The organism is Hymenobacter sp. DG01 (assembly GCF_006352025.1).
In the GTDB taxonomy this organism is placed as follows: domain Bacteria; phylum Bacteroidota; class Bacteroidia; order Cytophagales; family Hymenobacteraceae; genus Hymenobacter.
Map to the genome: position 1 here is coordinate 233,159 of NZ_CP040936.1, position 16,025 is coordinate 249,183.

Sequence of the window (16,025 nt, forward strand, 5' to 3'; positions counted from 1 at the left end):
TGGGTTTTCACCCCTTTGCGTCCACTTCCAGCTTTGCCAACGCGGCCCCCGTGCCGGGGCTGGCCGGGAAGTGGTGTGCTCACCTTCCAACTCTTTCCTGCATATGAAATCCTCTACCCTTCTGGCGGTGCCAGCAGTGGTGGCAGGCCTGGCCCCAGCGAGCTTCGCCCAGACGGCCGCCTCCACCGTAACTGGTACCATTGTGGATGCCACGGACCGCAGCCCCTTGCCGGGCGTGACGGTAGTGGTGAAAGGCACCACCGTGGGTGCCTCCACCGGGCCCGATGGCTCGTTCTCTCTGACCCTGCCGCCCGGCAGCACTATCCTGACCATCAGCGCCGTGGGCTACGAAAGCCAGGCCGTGGCAGCTACCGGCGGCCCCATCAACGTAGCCCTGAAAGCTGATGTGAAGCAGCTCTCGGAAGTGGTGGTAACGGGCTACAGCGAGCAAAACCGCAAAACCCTGACCAGCGCCATTAGCTCGGTGAAGGGCGACGCGCTCAAGGATATTCCGGCGGCCAGCCCCGACCAACTGCTGCAGGGCAAAGCGCCCGGCGTGCAGGTATCGGCCAACTCGGGGGTGCCGGGGGGCGGGGTGTTCATCCGCATCCGGGGTAGTAACTCCGTGAATGCCAGCAATGACCCGCTGTACGTGGTGGATGGGGTATTCATCAACAACACCAACCTGATTGCCACCGGTCTGGGCAACCAGGTATCCAGCAACCCGCTGGCCGACATCAACCCCCAGGACATTGAGAGCATCGAAATCCTGAAGGACGCCAACGCCACAGCCATTTACGGTTCGAGGGGGGCCAACGGGGTAGTACTCATCACCACCAAACGTGGCAAGGCCGGCGACAAAACCCGTATCACCTTCAATACCTACCACGGCTGGTCGAAGGCACCCAAGCAGTATGAGCTGGTGAGCGGCCAGGAGCTGGCCCAGCTGGAAAACGAGCGGTTCCTGAACGACGGCGGCAACCCCACTCAACTGCCCTACCGCTCGGTGGCCTCCGGGGGGCGCGGCCTGCCCGAGGAGCAGCAAACCTACGACCGGCTCTCTGATGTGTTCCGCACAGCCCAAACCCAGAGCTATGAGCTGTCGGCGGCTGGGGGCTCAGCCAAAACGCAGTTCTACGTGGGGGGCGGGTATTTCCGGCAAGAAAGCATTGCCCGGCCCACCAACTTCGACCGGTTTAGCCTCCGCGTAAACCTGGATAACTCCGTGACGGATAGGCTGCGCATCGGCACGAGCACGGCCCTCACGCGCACCCACCGCAACGTGAGCAGCAACGACAACAACCCGGTGGGGGTCATCAACTCGGCCCTGTTTCCGCGCACCAATCTGCCCATCTACAACCCCGACGGTACCTACGCCAAGTACGGCTCCTTCGACAACCACCAGGCCCTGATTGGCAACCTGAACAACGACGCGGTGGGCTCGCGCGTCATCTCGAACGTGTACGGGCAGTACCAGTTTGGCAAGCACCTGACCTTGCGCAGCAGTTGGAGCATCGACTTCAACGACATGTATGAGAACAACTTCAACAACACGCTCATCCTGGCCGGGCAGCCCCGGGGCACGGCTACCTCCTTCCTGTCGCGCGACATTACCTTGCTCAACGAGCAGACCCTAAACTACTCGGTGGATTTCGGGGAAAACCACTCCCTGCAGGCCTTGGTGGGTAATACTATCCAGAAAAATACCTTTCAGCGCACCAGCCTTTCGGGCCAGCAATTCCCGAGCAACGACCTGACCAGCATCGCCTCGGCAGCTACTCAAACGGGCTCTTCGTCCCGCTCCCAGGCAGGGCTGCTGTCGTTTTTTGGCAAGGCTACCTACAGCTTCAAGCAGCGCTATACCGCCGACGTGAGCTTGCGGGCCGACGCTTCCTCCCGCTTCGGGGCCGACAACCGCTGGGGCTACTTCCCGGCCGTGGGCCTGGGCTGGCGCCTGAGTGAGGAAGAATTCATTAAGAACCTGAACGTGTTTCAGGAGTTGAAGCTGCGCGGCAGTGTGGGCAAAACCGGCAACCAAGCCGGCATCAGCGACTTCGCCGCCCGGGGCCTGGTGCAGGGTGGGGCCAACTATCTCGATTTGCCCGGCACTACCCCCCTGCAGCTGGCCAACCCCAACCTGAGCTGGGAAAGCACCCGGCAGTGGAACGTGGGCCTGGATGCGGCCGTGCTGCAAAGCCGTTTGCTGCTGGAGCTGAACTACTACGACAAGTACACCTCGGGCCTGCTGCTGAACGTGCCGGTGCCCCGCAAAACGGGTTTTGCCTCGGTGGTGGAAAACTATGGGGCCGTGAGCAACAAGGGCTTCGAGGTGCAGCTAACGGCCAACTGGTTGCCATCCGCTTCGGCCGTGCAGTGGAGCACTACCTTCAACGTGGCCCGCAACGTGAACCGCATCGAGAAGCTGGCGGCCCCCATCACCTCGGGCTCCCGCGACATTTTCCGTCTCGAAGAAGGCGCCCCGCTCTACTCGTTCTGGCTTTACCACCAAACCGGCGTGAACCCCGAAACCGGCGACGCCCAGTACCAGGACGTGAACGGCGACGGGCAACTATCGGTGGCCGACCGCAAGCTGGTGGGCAACGCCTGGCCCGATTACTTCGGGGGTGTGATCAACTCGGTGACCTACAAGGGGCTGGATTTTGGCTTTACCCTCAATTTCGAGCAGGGGGCGAAAATCATGAACATGAACCGCTTTTTCCTGGTGCATGGGGGCACGCAGAGCAACATTGGCTACCTGCGCGAGCAGCTGGACCGCTGGCAAAGGCCCGGCGACCAAACCGACATTCCGCGCCTGACCACCAACCCGGCCTCCAACAATTATGGGGGGGTAGTGCAGAACCTGAGCGACCGGTACCTGGAGGACGGCTCTTTCCTGCGCCTGCGCACCCTCTCGCTGGGCTACACTGTGCCGAAGGAGGTAGCCGCTAAAGCCCACCTCAACTCTTTGCGCCTCTACGTGCAGGCCGCCAACCTGCTCACCATCACGCCTTACTCCGGTATCGACCCCGAGGTGAACTCCCAGAGCGGGGTAGCCAACACCAAAAACATTGACTGGGCCACGGTGCCCCAGCCCCGCACCTTCCAGGTAGGCCTGACGGTGGGCCTGTAACCAACCCGCCGCCCGTCGTGCAAAGGCGGCACCGAACGCAAGGCCACCTGAGGCAAGCATACCCAATCGCCCGGCTCCCCCTCTCCTTTTCCGGAGAGGGGGCCGGGGGGTGAGGCGCCCCGCCAGAACGAAGTGGTAGCCAGGCTTGCCCCGGCGACTTTAGGCTCAAATGCGCTCAGCATGACATTACCCCCTGTTTTTCAGAATCTGACCTCGATGAAATCTTCGCTATACCACTTGCTGTTTGCCGCCGTGCTGGGTGCTGCTACCCTGAGCTTCTCGGCCTGCAACGATTTGCTGGACCCCACGCCGGTGCAACAGCTCCCCGACGACCAGGCCATAACCGATGCCAGCAGTGCCCGCTCCGCCACCATTGGCGTCTACGACCGGGTGCAGGCCTACTACCAGTTGAACTGGCCGGTGCTGGGCTTTCTGCCCGGCGAGAATGTGCGCTTCAACGGCACGCTGAACCAGTTTCTGCAGATCGACCAGAACCAGCTCAGCGCCGATAACGTGCTCATTACCGAGGCCTGGACTCAGATGTACCAGGCCGTGAACGGGGCCAACAACGTGCTGGCTGCCCTGCCCGGCCTCAGTGACCCGCTACTGACGGCGACTGAGAAAAACCAGCTGCTGGGCGAGGCCTACTTCCTGCGGGCCCTGGTGTACTTCGATTTGGGCCGGGGCTGGGGCGGGGTGCCGCTGGTGCTCACGCCCACCCGCACCAAGGAAAACGGCCGGGGCATCCGCCGCAGCACCCTTGCCCAAACCTACGACCAGGTGCTAGCCGACCTAACCCAGGCCGAAGCCCTGCTGCCCGAGGCCGCTACCCGCAACCGCGCCGTGAAGGCCGCCGCCCGCGCCCTGCGCGCCCGCCTGCACCTCTACCGCCAGCAGTGGACGGAAGCCGAAACCTACGCTACCCAGGTGATAAGCAGCGGCAACTACGGCCTCGTGACGCCCTACCGCGCTATTTCTACCGCGCCCTTTCTGAGCAGGGAATCAGTGTTTGAGTTGACCTTCAGCAACTCCGACGCTAACACAATGTGGAACAACTGGTTTCCGAGCGCCCTGGGCGGGCAGTTCAACTTCCAGCCCGTGCCCGCCGCCATTGCCCTGCTCAACGACCCCACCGTGGGCGGCAACCGCTCGGCCCTGCTGGCTACTACCGTCATTGCCGGTAGCAATGTCACCTACGGCAACCTCTACAGCCGCTCCGCCCAGCGCGACGACCCTAGCTACGTGCTGCGCCTGGCCGAGCAATACCTCATTCGGGCCGAAGCGCGGGCCAAGCAAGGCAAGCTGACGGATGCCCTAGCCGACCTGAACGCCGTGCGCGCCCGCGCCGGAGTACCGGCCAGCACTGCCGCTACCGCCGACGCCCTGCTACTAGCCATTGAAAACGAGCGGCGGGTGGAGTTTGCCTTCGAAGCCGACCGGTGGTTTGACCTGGTGCGCACTGGCCGCGCCGGTGCCGTGCTCGGAGTCACGGATCAGCGCCGCTGGCTGTTCCCCCTCCCCTTCAACGACTTAGTAGCCGACCCCGACCTAGAGCAAAATCCGGGGTATTAAGAGTACTGCTGACCAACCCAGACCGTCATGTCGAGCTTGTCGAGACATCTCGCGTGCTAACGTTGCCACACTAACTGCCATGCTGAGCGAAGTCGAAGCATCTCTACCTCTGGCTAACCAAGAGGGTAGCAACGAAGCGGTAGAGATGCTTCGACTTCGCTCAGCATGACAATCTTATATCAAGCGAAAAACCTTGCGCAAGCTCGACCAGAAGAGCCGCGCTATTTTGCTACCAACCGCTTTCGACTTCCCTTTCCATGTTGAAACCTTACGCTTCCGCTGCCCTGCTGACCGTGGGCTTTGCCCTACACTTACCAGCTGCTGCCCAGAATACCTACTTCTTTCCCGCGGCCACGGCTACGTCATTCGACCCGGCCGTGCCCACGCCGGAGCAGTTCCTGGGCTACCCCATCGGCACGCACTACACCCGCACCGACCAGATAGTGGCTTACCTGCGGGAGCTGGACCGGGTGTCGGATAAGGTAAGTTTCCGGGTGATTGGCACCACCTTCGAGGAGCGCCCCCAGGTAGTGGCCACCATCACGGCTCCGGAAAACCAGCAGAACCTGGCCGGTCTGCAGCAGGCGCGCCGCGCCCTCATTGACCCCAAACTGGCAGCGCCCGACTACCGCAAGCTGCCGGTGGTGGTGAGCCTGAATTTCGGGGTGCACGGCAACGAAAGCTCCTCCTCGGAGGCGGCCCTGCTGCTGGCCTACTACCTCACGGCCTCCACCGCCCCCGAAACCAAGCAGTGGTTGGAGCAGGCCGTCATCACCATCGATCCGCTGGAAAACCCCGATGGCCGCGACCGAGCCTCGCACTGGTTTGACCAGAACAAGTCTTGGCCCAACCCCACCGACCCCCTGGACCGGGAGCACACCGAGGCCTGGCCGGGCGGGCGCACCAACCACTTCTACACCGACCTAAACCGGGACTGGCTCTCATTAACCCAGCCGGAAAGCCGGGCCCGCATGGCCTTTTTCCATGAGTGGTACCCCAACGTGATGATTGACTTTCACGAAATGGGCACCAATGGCACCTACTACTTCGAGCCTTCTAAGCCCTTCAGCACCGAAAACGACCTGATTCCGCGGGCTACCTATGAGGTGCTGAACGTGCACTTGGCCAAGTATTTCGCTAAGTCCCTGGACAACCTGGGTTCTCTGTACTGGACCAAGGAACAGTTCGATAACCTCTCGCCCATCTATGGCTCCACCTACCCCGATTTCCAGGGTGGGGTAGGGGTAACGTTTGAAGTGGGCAGCTCCCGCGGGCTGGCCCAGGAAGGCACGAACGGGGTAGTTACCTTTCCGTTTACCATCCGCAACCACGTAGCTACGGGCCTAGCCACGGTGCGCGGAGCGGTAGAAGAAAAGGACCTGTACTTGCGCCACCAGCGCGACTTCTTCACCTCAGCCCTCACCGATGCCCGCAAGTTCCCGACCAAGGCCTACGTGTTCGGCAACGCCCAGGACGAAACCCTGACCAACCGGTTTCTGGCGTTGCTGCTCCAACATAAGATTCAGGTGCATGAGTTGGGTAAAAACGTTACTCTCGACAAGCAGACCTTCGAAAAGGGTAAGGCCTACGTGGTACCCACCAGCCAGCCTCAGTACCGCATTGTTAACTCCCTGTTTGAAGAGCTGACCACCTTCCATGACAGCGTGTTCTATGACGTGACTGGATGGAGCCAGGCCCATGCTTACGGTCTGCCCTTCGCGAAGCAGAAAAATACCAGCCTAGTGCAAGGGGCTCCCGTAACGGCGCCCAAAGCCTTAACCGGCACCGTACGCGGGGGCCAGAGCTCCTACGCCTACCTATTGCCCTGGTCTGACTACAACGCCCCGCGGGCCCTGGTGGCCCTGCAACGGGCCGGCGTAACGGCCAAGGTCAGCTTTAAACCCTTCCGAGCCGGTACCAGCGAGCAGGCCACCGACTTCGGCTACGGTACGCTGGTCATTCCGGTAGCTGCCCAGAAGCTGCCCGCCGATTCCGTGTTTCAGGTAGTGAGCCGGGTAGGGCGGCAGCAGCAGGTTAGCTTTACCGGGGTGGGCACTGGCTTCAGCCTGAGCGGCATCGACTTGGGCTCCAACAACGTGCGAACGGTGCCCGAAACCAAAGCGGCCCTGCTGGTAGGCACCGGGCTGAATGCCTCGGAGGTAGGCGAGGCATGGTTTGTAGCCAGCCAACAATTGGGGCTGCCCCTGAGCCGCCTGGAGTTGAGCAACTTCGGCCGGGCCCCGCTGGGCCGCTACACCAGCCTAGTATTGGTAGGCGGCTCCTACGCTACCCTCGACCGGGCTGCCGTGGAAAAGCTGCGCCGTTGGGTGCAGGATGGAGGTACGCTCATTACCCTTAAAAACGCCTCGGAGTGGGCTATCAAGCAAGGCATTGTAAAAGAGAAACTGCTGATTCCGGCCAGCGGCGGCTGGGCCGACACCACGGCCACAGCCGGCGGCAAGGGTAAATCCGTAGCGGCCCGCCGCCTCGATTTCGTGGCCCAGGAGCAGGAAGGTACCCGTGCCATTGCTGGCTCCATCTACCGCGCCGACGTGGACATTACCAACCCCATCGGCTTCGGGCTGCCCAGCCGCCAGCTCTATGTATTCCGCAATGGCACCACGTTCTTGCGGCCCAGCCGCAACCCCTACGCCACGGTAGCGCAGTACACGGCTACCCCGCTGGTGAGCGGGTACGTGTCGAGGGCCAATGTGCAGCAGATCCGTAACACGGCGGTCGTGGTAGTGAGCAAGGCAGGCGCAGGTCGGGTGGTGCTGTTCGCCGATGACCCTAACTTCCGCCACTACTGGCACGGCACTTCCCGCCTGTTCACCAATGCCCTGCTGCTGGGCTCCTTGCTGAACCTACCCGAAGGGCCGGCTGCTATTTCCGCCGAGGAAGAATAAACCTTGTGCCTTCTGCCTTTATATAAGCTTCTCCTAGAAAAGTGGCTGCGCTGAAGTTCATTCTGTATACAAGAACTGTTGCGACTTGGGAGCCGCTTGCACTAACGCTGCTTTGCGCTTCTAGTATAGGGTAGCTGATATATTTTCTGAAACAAAAAAAGCCGCTTCTGAAATGTCAGAAGCGGCTTTTTGCTGATCGAAAACTGTAATTAGCCTTTCTTGGCTTCGTCGAAGCGGCGGGTTACCTCTGCCCAGTTAATCACGTTCCAGAAGGCTTTTACGTAATCGGGGCGCTTGTTCTGGTATTTGAGGTAGTAGGCGTGCTCCCACACATCAAGCCCCAGCAGCGGGGTGCCGCGCTGAATACCAGGCAAATCCATCAGGGGGTTATCCTGGTTGGGGGTGGAGGTAATGGCTAGCTTGCCGGACTTCTTATCGTGAATCAGCCAGGCCCAGCCCGAGCCAAAGCGGCCAGTAGCGGCCTTCGTGAATTCGTCTTGGAATTTCTCGTAGGAACCGAAGTCCTTATTAATAGCTGCGGCCAGGGCACCAGTGGGTTGCCCGCCGCCTTTGGGGTCGAGCAGGAGCCAGAAGAACGAGTGGTTCCAGTGGCCGCCAGCATTGTTGCGGATAGCATCAGGCTGCTTATTGGCGGAGGCCAGCAGTTGGGCCAGGCTCAGCTTTTCCTCGGGCTTGCCGGCTACGGCCTCGTTCAGCTTGGAAACGTAGGTTTTGTGGTGCGCGTCGTGATGAATCTCCATCGTCTTGGCGTCGATGTGGGGTTCCAGCGCATTGAAGGCGTAGGGCAGGGCCGGCAGCGTGAAGGGGCCGTCGGCCATGGGCATGGCGCGGGCTTCGCGCAGGAGTTTTTCTTCGTGGGCCGCGGCCAGCACAGCCGGACTTACCAGCGCACCCACGGCGGCCAGCAGGCCATTTTTCAGGAAATCTCGCTTCAACATGGGAGTAGGGGACAAGGAAAAGTGGAAGGACAGCCGCTCCATTTATGCCGGAGCAGCGCCTCAAGGTACACTACTTACCCACATTTGGGCCTTGCTGTTGCGTTTAGCGCCTACTTTTGTGCAGGTGGGCACGGTTTTGGGTCGGGCCCGCGTTATTACGGCCGGTGTGCCGTTTTTCTTTTCCTGCTGCTCGTTTGCCATGCTTCCAGTTCGTTTACCCGCTGTCTCTTCTTTCACCCTCTCGCGGCCGTTTCGGGGCGCCCTTGTACTGCTGGGGTTGCTGCTCAGTCTGGCCCATATCAGCCAGGCCCAGGTGCAGCTGCGCGGGGTAGTGCGCGACAAAGAAACCAAGGAGGTGCTGCCCTTCGCTAGCGTAGCGGTGCCCGGCACCAGCAACGGCACCACCACCAACCTGGAGGGCGAGTTTACCCTGGTGGTTAAAAGCCTGCCCGTTACTATTCTTTTCTCCGAGCTAAACCACGTTCGGGACACCCTGCGCGTTACCTCGGGCGCGGCGCTTGATGTGGCCTTGGCGCCAGCTACCGTAGTGCTGCCCGAGGTGAAAGTAGCCAGCTACCCTTTCCAGCTCGTGGACCGTGCCTTCCGAAACCTGCAGCGCAACTACCGCCGCGCCTACTACGGTAAGGCTTTCTACCGCCAAATTACTCGCATCGACAACCAGCCTTCTGAGCTGCAGGAAGTGGTCTGGAATGTGAAGTCGAACCCGGCCCGCATTGATGGTACTACCCTGGCTCAGGGCCGCTACGCTGCCCGCCAGGCGCCCATCAACCTGAGCAACTTCTCGGTGTACACCCGCAAGTTTGGCCTCTTCGACCCCCAGCAGGACAGCACTACCTCCCTGGCTTTGCTGAGCCCGAACGTAGAGAAGAACTACCTGCTGGAGCTGAAAGGCATTGTGGGCGAGGACTCCACCGGCGGGGTGGCCGAAATTGAGTTTGAAACCCGGCCCGAAATAAAATACCGCGCCCAGGGCACCATCTGGATTGACATTGAAACCAACCAGGTAGTGCGCTACCGCATGGTGCAGCCCAGCTTCACGGGCTCCACCAACAACCCCCGCCAGAAGTTCGAAAACGCCAAGCTGACCATCGAAATGGCCTTCCGTCCGGCGGGTAAAGCCAGCGTGGCCCCCCTGGAGCTGATGAAGATGGACCTGACCACCGACCTGACCGAGCCCGGTAAAAAGCCACTGGCTATCAATGTGTCGTCGTTTACCTTCTTCTACGACCAGGCTACTACCCCCACGCGCCTTCCCTACGCCCGCGCCAGCCTCACGGACCGCGACCTGGACGCCATTCGGGCCAAGCCCTACGACCCTGAGTTCTGGGCCAACAACCCGGTAGTAAAACGCACCCCCGCCGAAGACGAAGTAATTGCGGCCTTCGAGCAGAAAGGCGCTTTCGGGACGATGGTAAAGAAACCCGCCCCGAAGCCCGGCGCACGAGTTAATCAATAGACAATAGAAGTTCAGGAAAAAAGGCCCGTAGCACTGTGCTACGGGCCTTTTTTATTGCAAGCCTTTGTAAGCTAACCGAAACCCCGATTAAGGGTTGGTGCTCCACATGCCGGCTTCCTTGATGAAAATACGACGGTTGAGCTTGAGCTGAGAGATGATGAACTCAGCCAGGTCCTCGGGTTGCATTACCTTCTCGGGGTTACCGTCGGTGAGCTTGTTGTTGATGGCAAGCTCGGTGGCCACGGTGCTGGGCGTGAGGGCCGACACGCGGATGTTCTGCTTGCGCACTTCCTGCATCAAGGACTCGGTAAGGCCCAGCAAAGCAAACTTCGAGGCGCTGTAGGCGCTGGTGGTGGCGGCTCCGCGCTGGCCAGCGGTAGAAGCAATGTTGATAATGTCGCCCGACTCGCGCTGAATCATCTGGGGGAGCACTGCACGCGTGATGTAGTAAGTGCCCAGCAGGTTCACCCGAATGATGTTTTCCCACTCCTCGGGGTCCATGTCCACGAGTTTGGCAAAGGTGCCGATGCCGGCGTTGTTGATCAGGATGTCGATGCTACCCAGCTCCTGAATGGCCTGATTTACGGCGGCTTCGGCGGCGGCGCGGTCGGCTACGTCGGCGGTTACTACCACGGCTTTTACGCCCAAGGCTTCAATTTCCTGGGCTACTTCCCGGAGCTGGCTTTCAGTACGGGCCAGCAGGGCCACGTTGGCGCCTTCCTGAGCCAGGGCTACGGCCACGGCCCGGCCAATTCCTTTACCAGCGCCCGTTACCAGGGCGTTCTTACCGGCTAATGATTCCATAAGGGAGAGGTTGAAAAAGAGGTTTTCGGCGGCCTCGGCGGTGACATAGGTAGCGCTTCGGCCAGTTTCAGAAAGACTACAACCAGATTGCCCGCCGGATGTTGCCGGCCGGGCGCTTACAGAGCATTCAGCTGCGAGTAAAGGGTAGAGGTAGTAATGTCCAGCTCCCGCTCTACGCGCCGCACGGCTTCCTCGCTGAAGGTGCCGGCGCGGTGCAGCTGTACCAGCAGTTCCCGCTCGTGCTCAATAACAGCCAGCTGCTGACGCAGAATCTGCTCGAACTCGGCACGCTCGGCGGCGGGGTTTGAGGTATTATCGGAGGTAGCATCGGGCGGAACGGGATTTTCCAGGCGGCTGATGCGATGCTCGAAGCGGTTGCGAATTTCCCGAAAAGCGCGGGCGTCGGTAGCGCCGGCCACCGTCGAGTCGATGTAGGTGAGGGCGGCACGGGCCAGTTCCAGGCGCAGCTCCCGCGCCTCCTGCAGATCCTGCTCGGGTGGCGTCTGCACGCCCAGGCGACGCACAAACCAAGGCAAGGAAAGCCCCTGTACCACCAGCGTTACGAGGATAACGCAGAAGGTAATGAACAGAATCAGGTTGCGCTGCGGAAACGGCTCGCCGTTGCTCAGCACCATTGGCAACGCCAGCGCCGTCGCTAACGACACTACCCCCCTCATCCCCGACCAGGATACCACAAACAGCTCCCGGGCCTGCTCTTTAACCGAAGTAAACTCCTGCCCGCCCCGTCCGAAATAGTAGGAGGAAAGACCAGCCGGAAAAATCCACAGCAGCCGCACCACAATGGCCACCACGCTAATCAGCAGCCCATACCCAATAATGGTGGGTAGGGAATAAGCGCCCAACCCTTCCATAATGGCCGGCAGCTGCAAGCCAATGAGGATAAACACGAAGCCGTTGAGCAGGAAAGTGAGGACTTTCCAGAAGTTGCTGCGCCGGATGCGGGTCCGGAACGTGTAGGCCTCAAACGAATTCCACGACATCACTAGCCCCGTTGCCACCACTGCCAATACTCCGGAAATGTGCAGGTGCTCCGCCAGCACATAGCCCATAAACGGACTGAGCAGGCTGAGCACGGTGGCCAGGGTAGGGTCTTGCACGCGGCTTTGCAGGCGGGTAAAGAGGTAGCCCAACGCCGCGCCCAGCGCCAGTCCGCCGCCTGCCACCAGCAGAAACTGCAGGCCGGCCTCCCAAAGCCCGAAGGTGCCGCTTACCACGGCCGCCACGGCGTAGCGGTAGGCAATCAGGGCCGAGGCATCATTCAGTAGGCTTTCCCCTTCCAGAATGGTCGATACCCGCCGGGGCAGGCCCAAACCGTGAGTAGCGCTGGTAGCGGCTACCGCATCGGGCGGCGACACGATGGCGCCCAGTACAAAGCCCAGGGCCCAGGTCATGCCCGGAATGAAGTAATGCGCTACGGCCGCCACCGCCGCCATGGTAAACAACACCAGCCCAATGGCCAACAGGGAAATGGAGCGGTGGTAACGCTTGAAATCGTGCCAGGAGGTGTTGAAACTGGCCTCATAGAGCAGGGGCGGCAGAAACACCAGAAACACCACGTTGGGGCTGAGGCGGACTACAGGCAGGCCGGGCACCAGGCCTATGAGCAGGCCGGCTACCACCAGCAACACGGGGTAGGGCAGCTTCAGGCGGTTGGCCAGGGCATACAGCAGCGCCAGCGCCGCCATCAGCAGAATTACGATTTCGAGGTTTTCCATAGAATAGACAGCGCGCCTGCGGTAGTACGCCCCCATTGCTGCCCCGGGTTTCGGCCCAGCTTGGGGGTAGCAAATTCAGAAAACATCGGTGTACCTTCCCGGTCTGAACGCAACTTCCTTTTCTCCCCATGAAAAAACTCGCTCTGGGCGGCCTGTTCGCCTGCGCCCTCCTGGCCGCCTGCAACCAGCAGAAATCAACGGAACAAGACAGCGCGGCCACCACCGAAACCAACTTGGCCGACATCAAAGACACAAAGCAACTCTTTGACGCCTACTGGGAGGAAAACGCCCGGTTGTTTCCGCTGGAAGCCACCGCGCAGGGCGACAACCGCTACAACGACCAACTGCCCAACGACGGCACCAAGGAGTTTCGGGGCAAGCTTCAGGCCTTCTACCAGAAGTACCTGAATGGCCTGCAGAAATTCAACCGCGAGGAGCTGTCGGCCAACGACAAGATCAGCTACGACATCTTCCGCTACGATCTGGAGAGCAAGCTGGAAGGCCTGCGGCAACCCACCTGGATGATGCCTTTCCAGCAGTTCTGGGGCCTACCCCTCAGCATGGGCCAATACGGCTCGGGCGAGGGTGTGCAGCCTTTCAAAACCGCCAAGGACTACGACAACTGGCTGGGCCGGGTGCGCGGCTTCTCGGTATGGGCCGATACGGCCATCAGCAACTTCCGGCAGGGCATGAAGGTTGGAGTAGTGCTGCCCAAGGCGCTGGTGGTGAAGATGATTCCGCAGATGCGCGCCATGGAAACCTCTGACCCGACCAAGAGCCTGTTCTACGGCCCCATCAACAAGTTTCCCGAAGGCCTGACCGATGCCGACAAACAGCGCATCACAGCGGCCTACAAAAAGGCTATTCAGGAAGAGCTGGTGCCTACCTACAAAAAGCTCGGCGACTTCCTGGAAAAGGAATATCTGCCCAAGTCGCGGCCCAGCACCGGCATTGCGGCTATTCCGGGCGGCCCCGAGATGTACAAGTACTATGTGAAAACGTGGACGACTACCGACAAGACGCCTGAGGAAATCTACCAGACCGGCCAGCAGGAGGTAGCTCGCATCCGGGGCGAGATGGAGAAAGTGAAGGCGCAAGTCGGCTTTAAAGGCGACCTAAAGGCGTTCTTCGCTTCCCTGAAAACGGACCCCAAGCTGATGCCCTATAAAACCCCGGAAGATGTGCTGGGGGCTTTCCGGGCCATTCAGACCAAAATGGAGCCCAACCTGAAGAAAATGTTCGGGCGCACCCCCAAGACGCCGTTTGAAATCCGCCAGACGGAAGCTTTCCGGGCCGCATCGGCCTCGGCGGAGTACAACCCGGGTAGCCCCGACGGCTCTCGGCCGGGCGTTTTCTACATCCCGATTGTAGATGCCACTAAGTTCAACGTCACCTCCGGCATGGAGTCGTTGTTTTTGCACGAAGCCATTCCGGGCCACCATTACCAGACTTCGCTGCAGCAGGAAAACACCGATCTGCCTAAGTTCCGGCGGTTTGCCTGGTACGGGGCCATGGGCGAAGGCTGGGCCCTCTACACCGAAAGCCTGGGCAAAGAGCTGGGCCTCTACCAGGACCCCTATCAGTACATGGGCGCCCTCGGCGACGAAATGCACCGCGCCGTGCGCCTGGTAGTGGACGTGGGCATGCACACCAAAAATATGACCCGCGAAGAGGCCATTAAGTACATGCTCGACAACGAAGCCATCAGCGAAGATGGGGCCGTGGCCGAAATTGAGCGCTACATGGCCATTCCGGGCCAGGCCCTGAGCTACAAAATCGGGGCTTTGAAAATCCGGGAGCTGCGCCAGAAATACGAGCAGCAGCTGGGTGCTCATAACAACAAGCTGCGCGAGAAGTACGCCGGCCAAAGCCGCTCCCACTTCCGCCTCAGCGACTTCCACGATGAGCTGCTGAAAGATGGCGTAATGCCTCTGGCCGTGCTGGAACGCAAGATGGACACCTGGGCCGCGAATCAAAAATAGGCGCTACCTCAAGCAAAAAGGGCAACCCACCGGGTTGCCCTTTTTCGTGGTAAGCCAGCAGTAGGGCTCAGGTAGTTCCGCCACCACCGCCCGTGGTGCCGCCCCCGGAGGTGGTGCCACCCGTGGTACCCGTAGTTCCGGTGGTGCTACCCGTTGTTCCAGTTGTGCCACCGGTAGTGCCTGTTGTCCCAGTCGTACCCGTAGTGCCAGTTGTTCCAGTGGTACCCGTCGTTCCGGTGGTACCTGTAGTGCCAGTTGTTCCGGTGGTACCCGTCGTACCAGTAGTTCCGGTTGTGCCAGTCGTACCGGTCGTGCCGGTCGTGCCGGTCGTGCCGGTCGTACCCGTGGTGCCAGTCGTGCCAGTCGTGCCAGTCGTACCCGTGGTTCCCGTGGTACCCGTCGTCCCTGTTGTACCCGTGGTTCCGGTAGTACCCGTCGTTCCGGTAGTACCTGTCGTGCCAGTGGTACCTGTTGTTCCGGTAGTACCAGTGGTACTGCCACTAGTGCTGCCTGTGGTGCTACCCGAAGTGGTACCACCCGAGTTCGAGTCGTCATCGTCGTCGCAGGAGGTAAGGGCTAAAGAGCCCCATAGCATGGAGGCTAAAAGAACGGACATCCATTTGTGTTTCATAGCTTTGCTGGTGATGAGGTGGAAAGTGCTTTTGTATCAGGATATTACGGAATTTGCAAGGCCGTATTTACTCGTAAATCTGGAAGGTAAACACGGATTATCGTCAGAGAAAATGAGGGTATTCCCGGAGAAGCTGATCCGCAAACACATTACTGCTCAGGCACACAGCCCGGAGCCGGGCACGACCCGGCAACGCCCGGCTGCGTAAGAAGCTAGGGTGCCGGTCTGGAACTTACCCGGCACTACCTTTCCAGCTATGAGCAAGCATCTGTGGCAAACTGTGGGGCTTGGGGCAGTTGCCGGCCTCCGAAGCATGACGGCACCGGCCCTCTTGAGCAGCAACCTCCTCACGTATCACCCGCACGCACTGGCAGGCTCACCCCTGCGCTGGCTTCAGAAGCCATTAGTAGCGCACGGCTTGAAAGTGCTGGCCGCCAGTGAAATGACTGCCGATAAAGTCCCGCAAATGCCCGCCCGTATTGTGCCGGTATCGTTGTTGGGGCGGGCAGCAGCGGGCGCCCTCGTCGGAGCGACCCTCTATAAAATCAACCACGACAAGCAACTGACCGGGGCGCTACTAGGGGCAATGGCCGCAGTGGGCGCCACCTACGCCGGCTACTTTCTGCGCAAAAAAGCCACCCAGGCGTCCGGCCTTGCCAGCGGGGTAGTAGGCGGCCTGGAAGACGCTCTGACCCTGGGCGTTGGGCTGGCACTAACGAAGGGCACGAATGCCGGGGCCCCGCAACCCCGGCGCTGGGTGCTATAGTTCTTTTCTGAAAAACCCATGAAAAAGCCCCTGCCGGAGTACCGGTAGGGGCTTATCTATAG

The 16,025-nt window shown here is 60.5% G+C and carries 10 protein-coding genes; 6 read left to right on the forward strand and 4 right to left on the reverse strand.

Annotated features, from left to right (window positions below):
• Window positions 1-103 precede the first annotated feature (103 nt).
• From FGZ14_RS00910 to FGZ14_RS00920, 3 genes are all read left to right on the forward strand, one after another.
• Complete coding sequence (locus tag FGZ14_RS00910; protein WP_139920268.1) at window positions 104-3,130, forward strand: TonB-dependent receptor; 3,027 nt, start codon at window positions 104-106, stop codon at window positions 3,128-3,130.
• Window positions 3,131-3,346: 216 nt separating this feature from the next.
• The gene (locus tag FGZ14_RS00915) at window positions 3,347-4,702 is read left to right on the forward strand and encodes a RagB/SusD family nutrient uptake outer membrane protein (protein WP_257883310.1); all 1,356 of its coding nucleotides are present in this window, start codon (window positions 3,347-3,349) and stop codon (window positions 4,700-4,702) included.
• 257 nt (window positions 4,703-4,959) lie between these two features.
• Window positions 4,960-7,608 (forward strand): M14 family zinc carboxypeptidase, encoded by a 2,649-nt coding sequence (locus tag FGZ14_RS00920; protein ID WP_139920270.1) that lies wholly within the window; start codon window positions 4,960-4,962, stop codon window positions 7,606-7,608.
• Between the two features lie 209 nt (window positions 7,609-7,817).
• Here FGZ14_RS00920 and FGZ14_RS00925 read toward each other — a convergent pair whose 3' ends face one another.
• The gene (locus FGZ14_RS00925) at window positions 7,818-8,567 is read right to left on the reverse strand and encodes a superoxide dismutase (RefSeq protein ID WP_139920272.1); all 750 of its coding nucleotides are present in this window, start codon (window positions 8,565-8,567) and stop codon (window positions 7,818-7,820) included.
• A 91-nt stretch (window positions 8,568-8,658) separates the two neighbouring features.
• On the opposite strand from FGZ14_RS00925, the gene FGZ14_RS00930 reads away from it, so the two are divergent.
• Window positions 8,659-10,044: a carboxypeptidase-like regulatory domain-containing protein gene (locus tag FGZ14_RS00930; RefSeq protein WP_180754438.1), complete on the forward strand. Its 1,386-nt coding sequence runs from the start codon at window positions 8,659-8,661 to the stop codon at window positions 10,042-10,044.
• 87 nt (window positions 10,045-10,131) lie between these two features.
• On the opposite strand, the gene FGZ14_RS00935 is transcribed toward FGZ14_RS00930, so the two are convergent.
• Together FGZ14_RS00935 and FGZ14_RS00940 are read right to left on the reverse strand one after the other, a co-directional pair.
• Window positions 10,132-10,848, reverse strand: a complete 717-nt coding sequence (locus FGZ14_RS00935; RefSeq protein WP_139920276.1) for a 3-ketoacyl-ACP reductase — start codon at window positions 10,846-10,848, stop codon at window positions 10,132-10,134.
• Between the two features lie 116 nt (window positions 10,849-10,964).
• A complete protein-coding gene (locus FGZ14_RS00940) occupies window positions 10,965-12,584 on the reverse strand; it encodes a Na+/H+ antiporter (RefSeq protein ID WP_180754439.1) in 1,620 nt (539 codons plus the stop codon).
• Between the two features lie 128 nt (window positions 12,585-12,712).
• Between FGZ14_RS00940 and FGZ14_RS00945 the strand changes: the two genes are divergently transcribed.
• Complete coding sequence (locus tag FGZ14_RS00945; protein WP_139920280.1) at window positions 12,713-14,566, forward strand: DUF885 family protein; 1,854 nt, start codon at window positions 12,713-12,715, stop codon at window positions 14,564-14,566.
• A gap of 67 nt (window positions 14,567-14,633) precedes the next feature.
• Here FGZ14_RS00945 and FGZ14_RS00950 read toward each other — a convergent pair whose 3' ends face one another.
• Window positions 14,634-15,182 (reverse strand): hypothetical protein, encoded by a 549-nt coding sequence (locus tag FGZ14_RS00950; RefSeq protein ID WP_180754440.1) that lies wholly within the window; start codon window positions 15,180-15,182, stop codon window positions 14,634-14,636.
• Between the two features lie 271 nt (window positions 15,183-15,453).
• Between FGZ14_RS00950 and FGZ14_RS00955 the strand changes: the two genes are divergently transcribed.
• The gene (locus FGZ14_RS00955; protein WP_139920282.1) at window positions 15,454-15,963 is read left to right on the forward strand and encodes a DUF4126 family protein; all 510 of its coding nucleotides are present in this window, start codon (window positions 15,454-15,456) and stop codon (window positions 15,961-15,963) included.
• Window positions 15,964-16,025 lie beyond the last annotated feature (62 nt).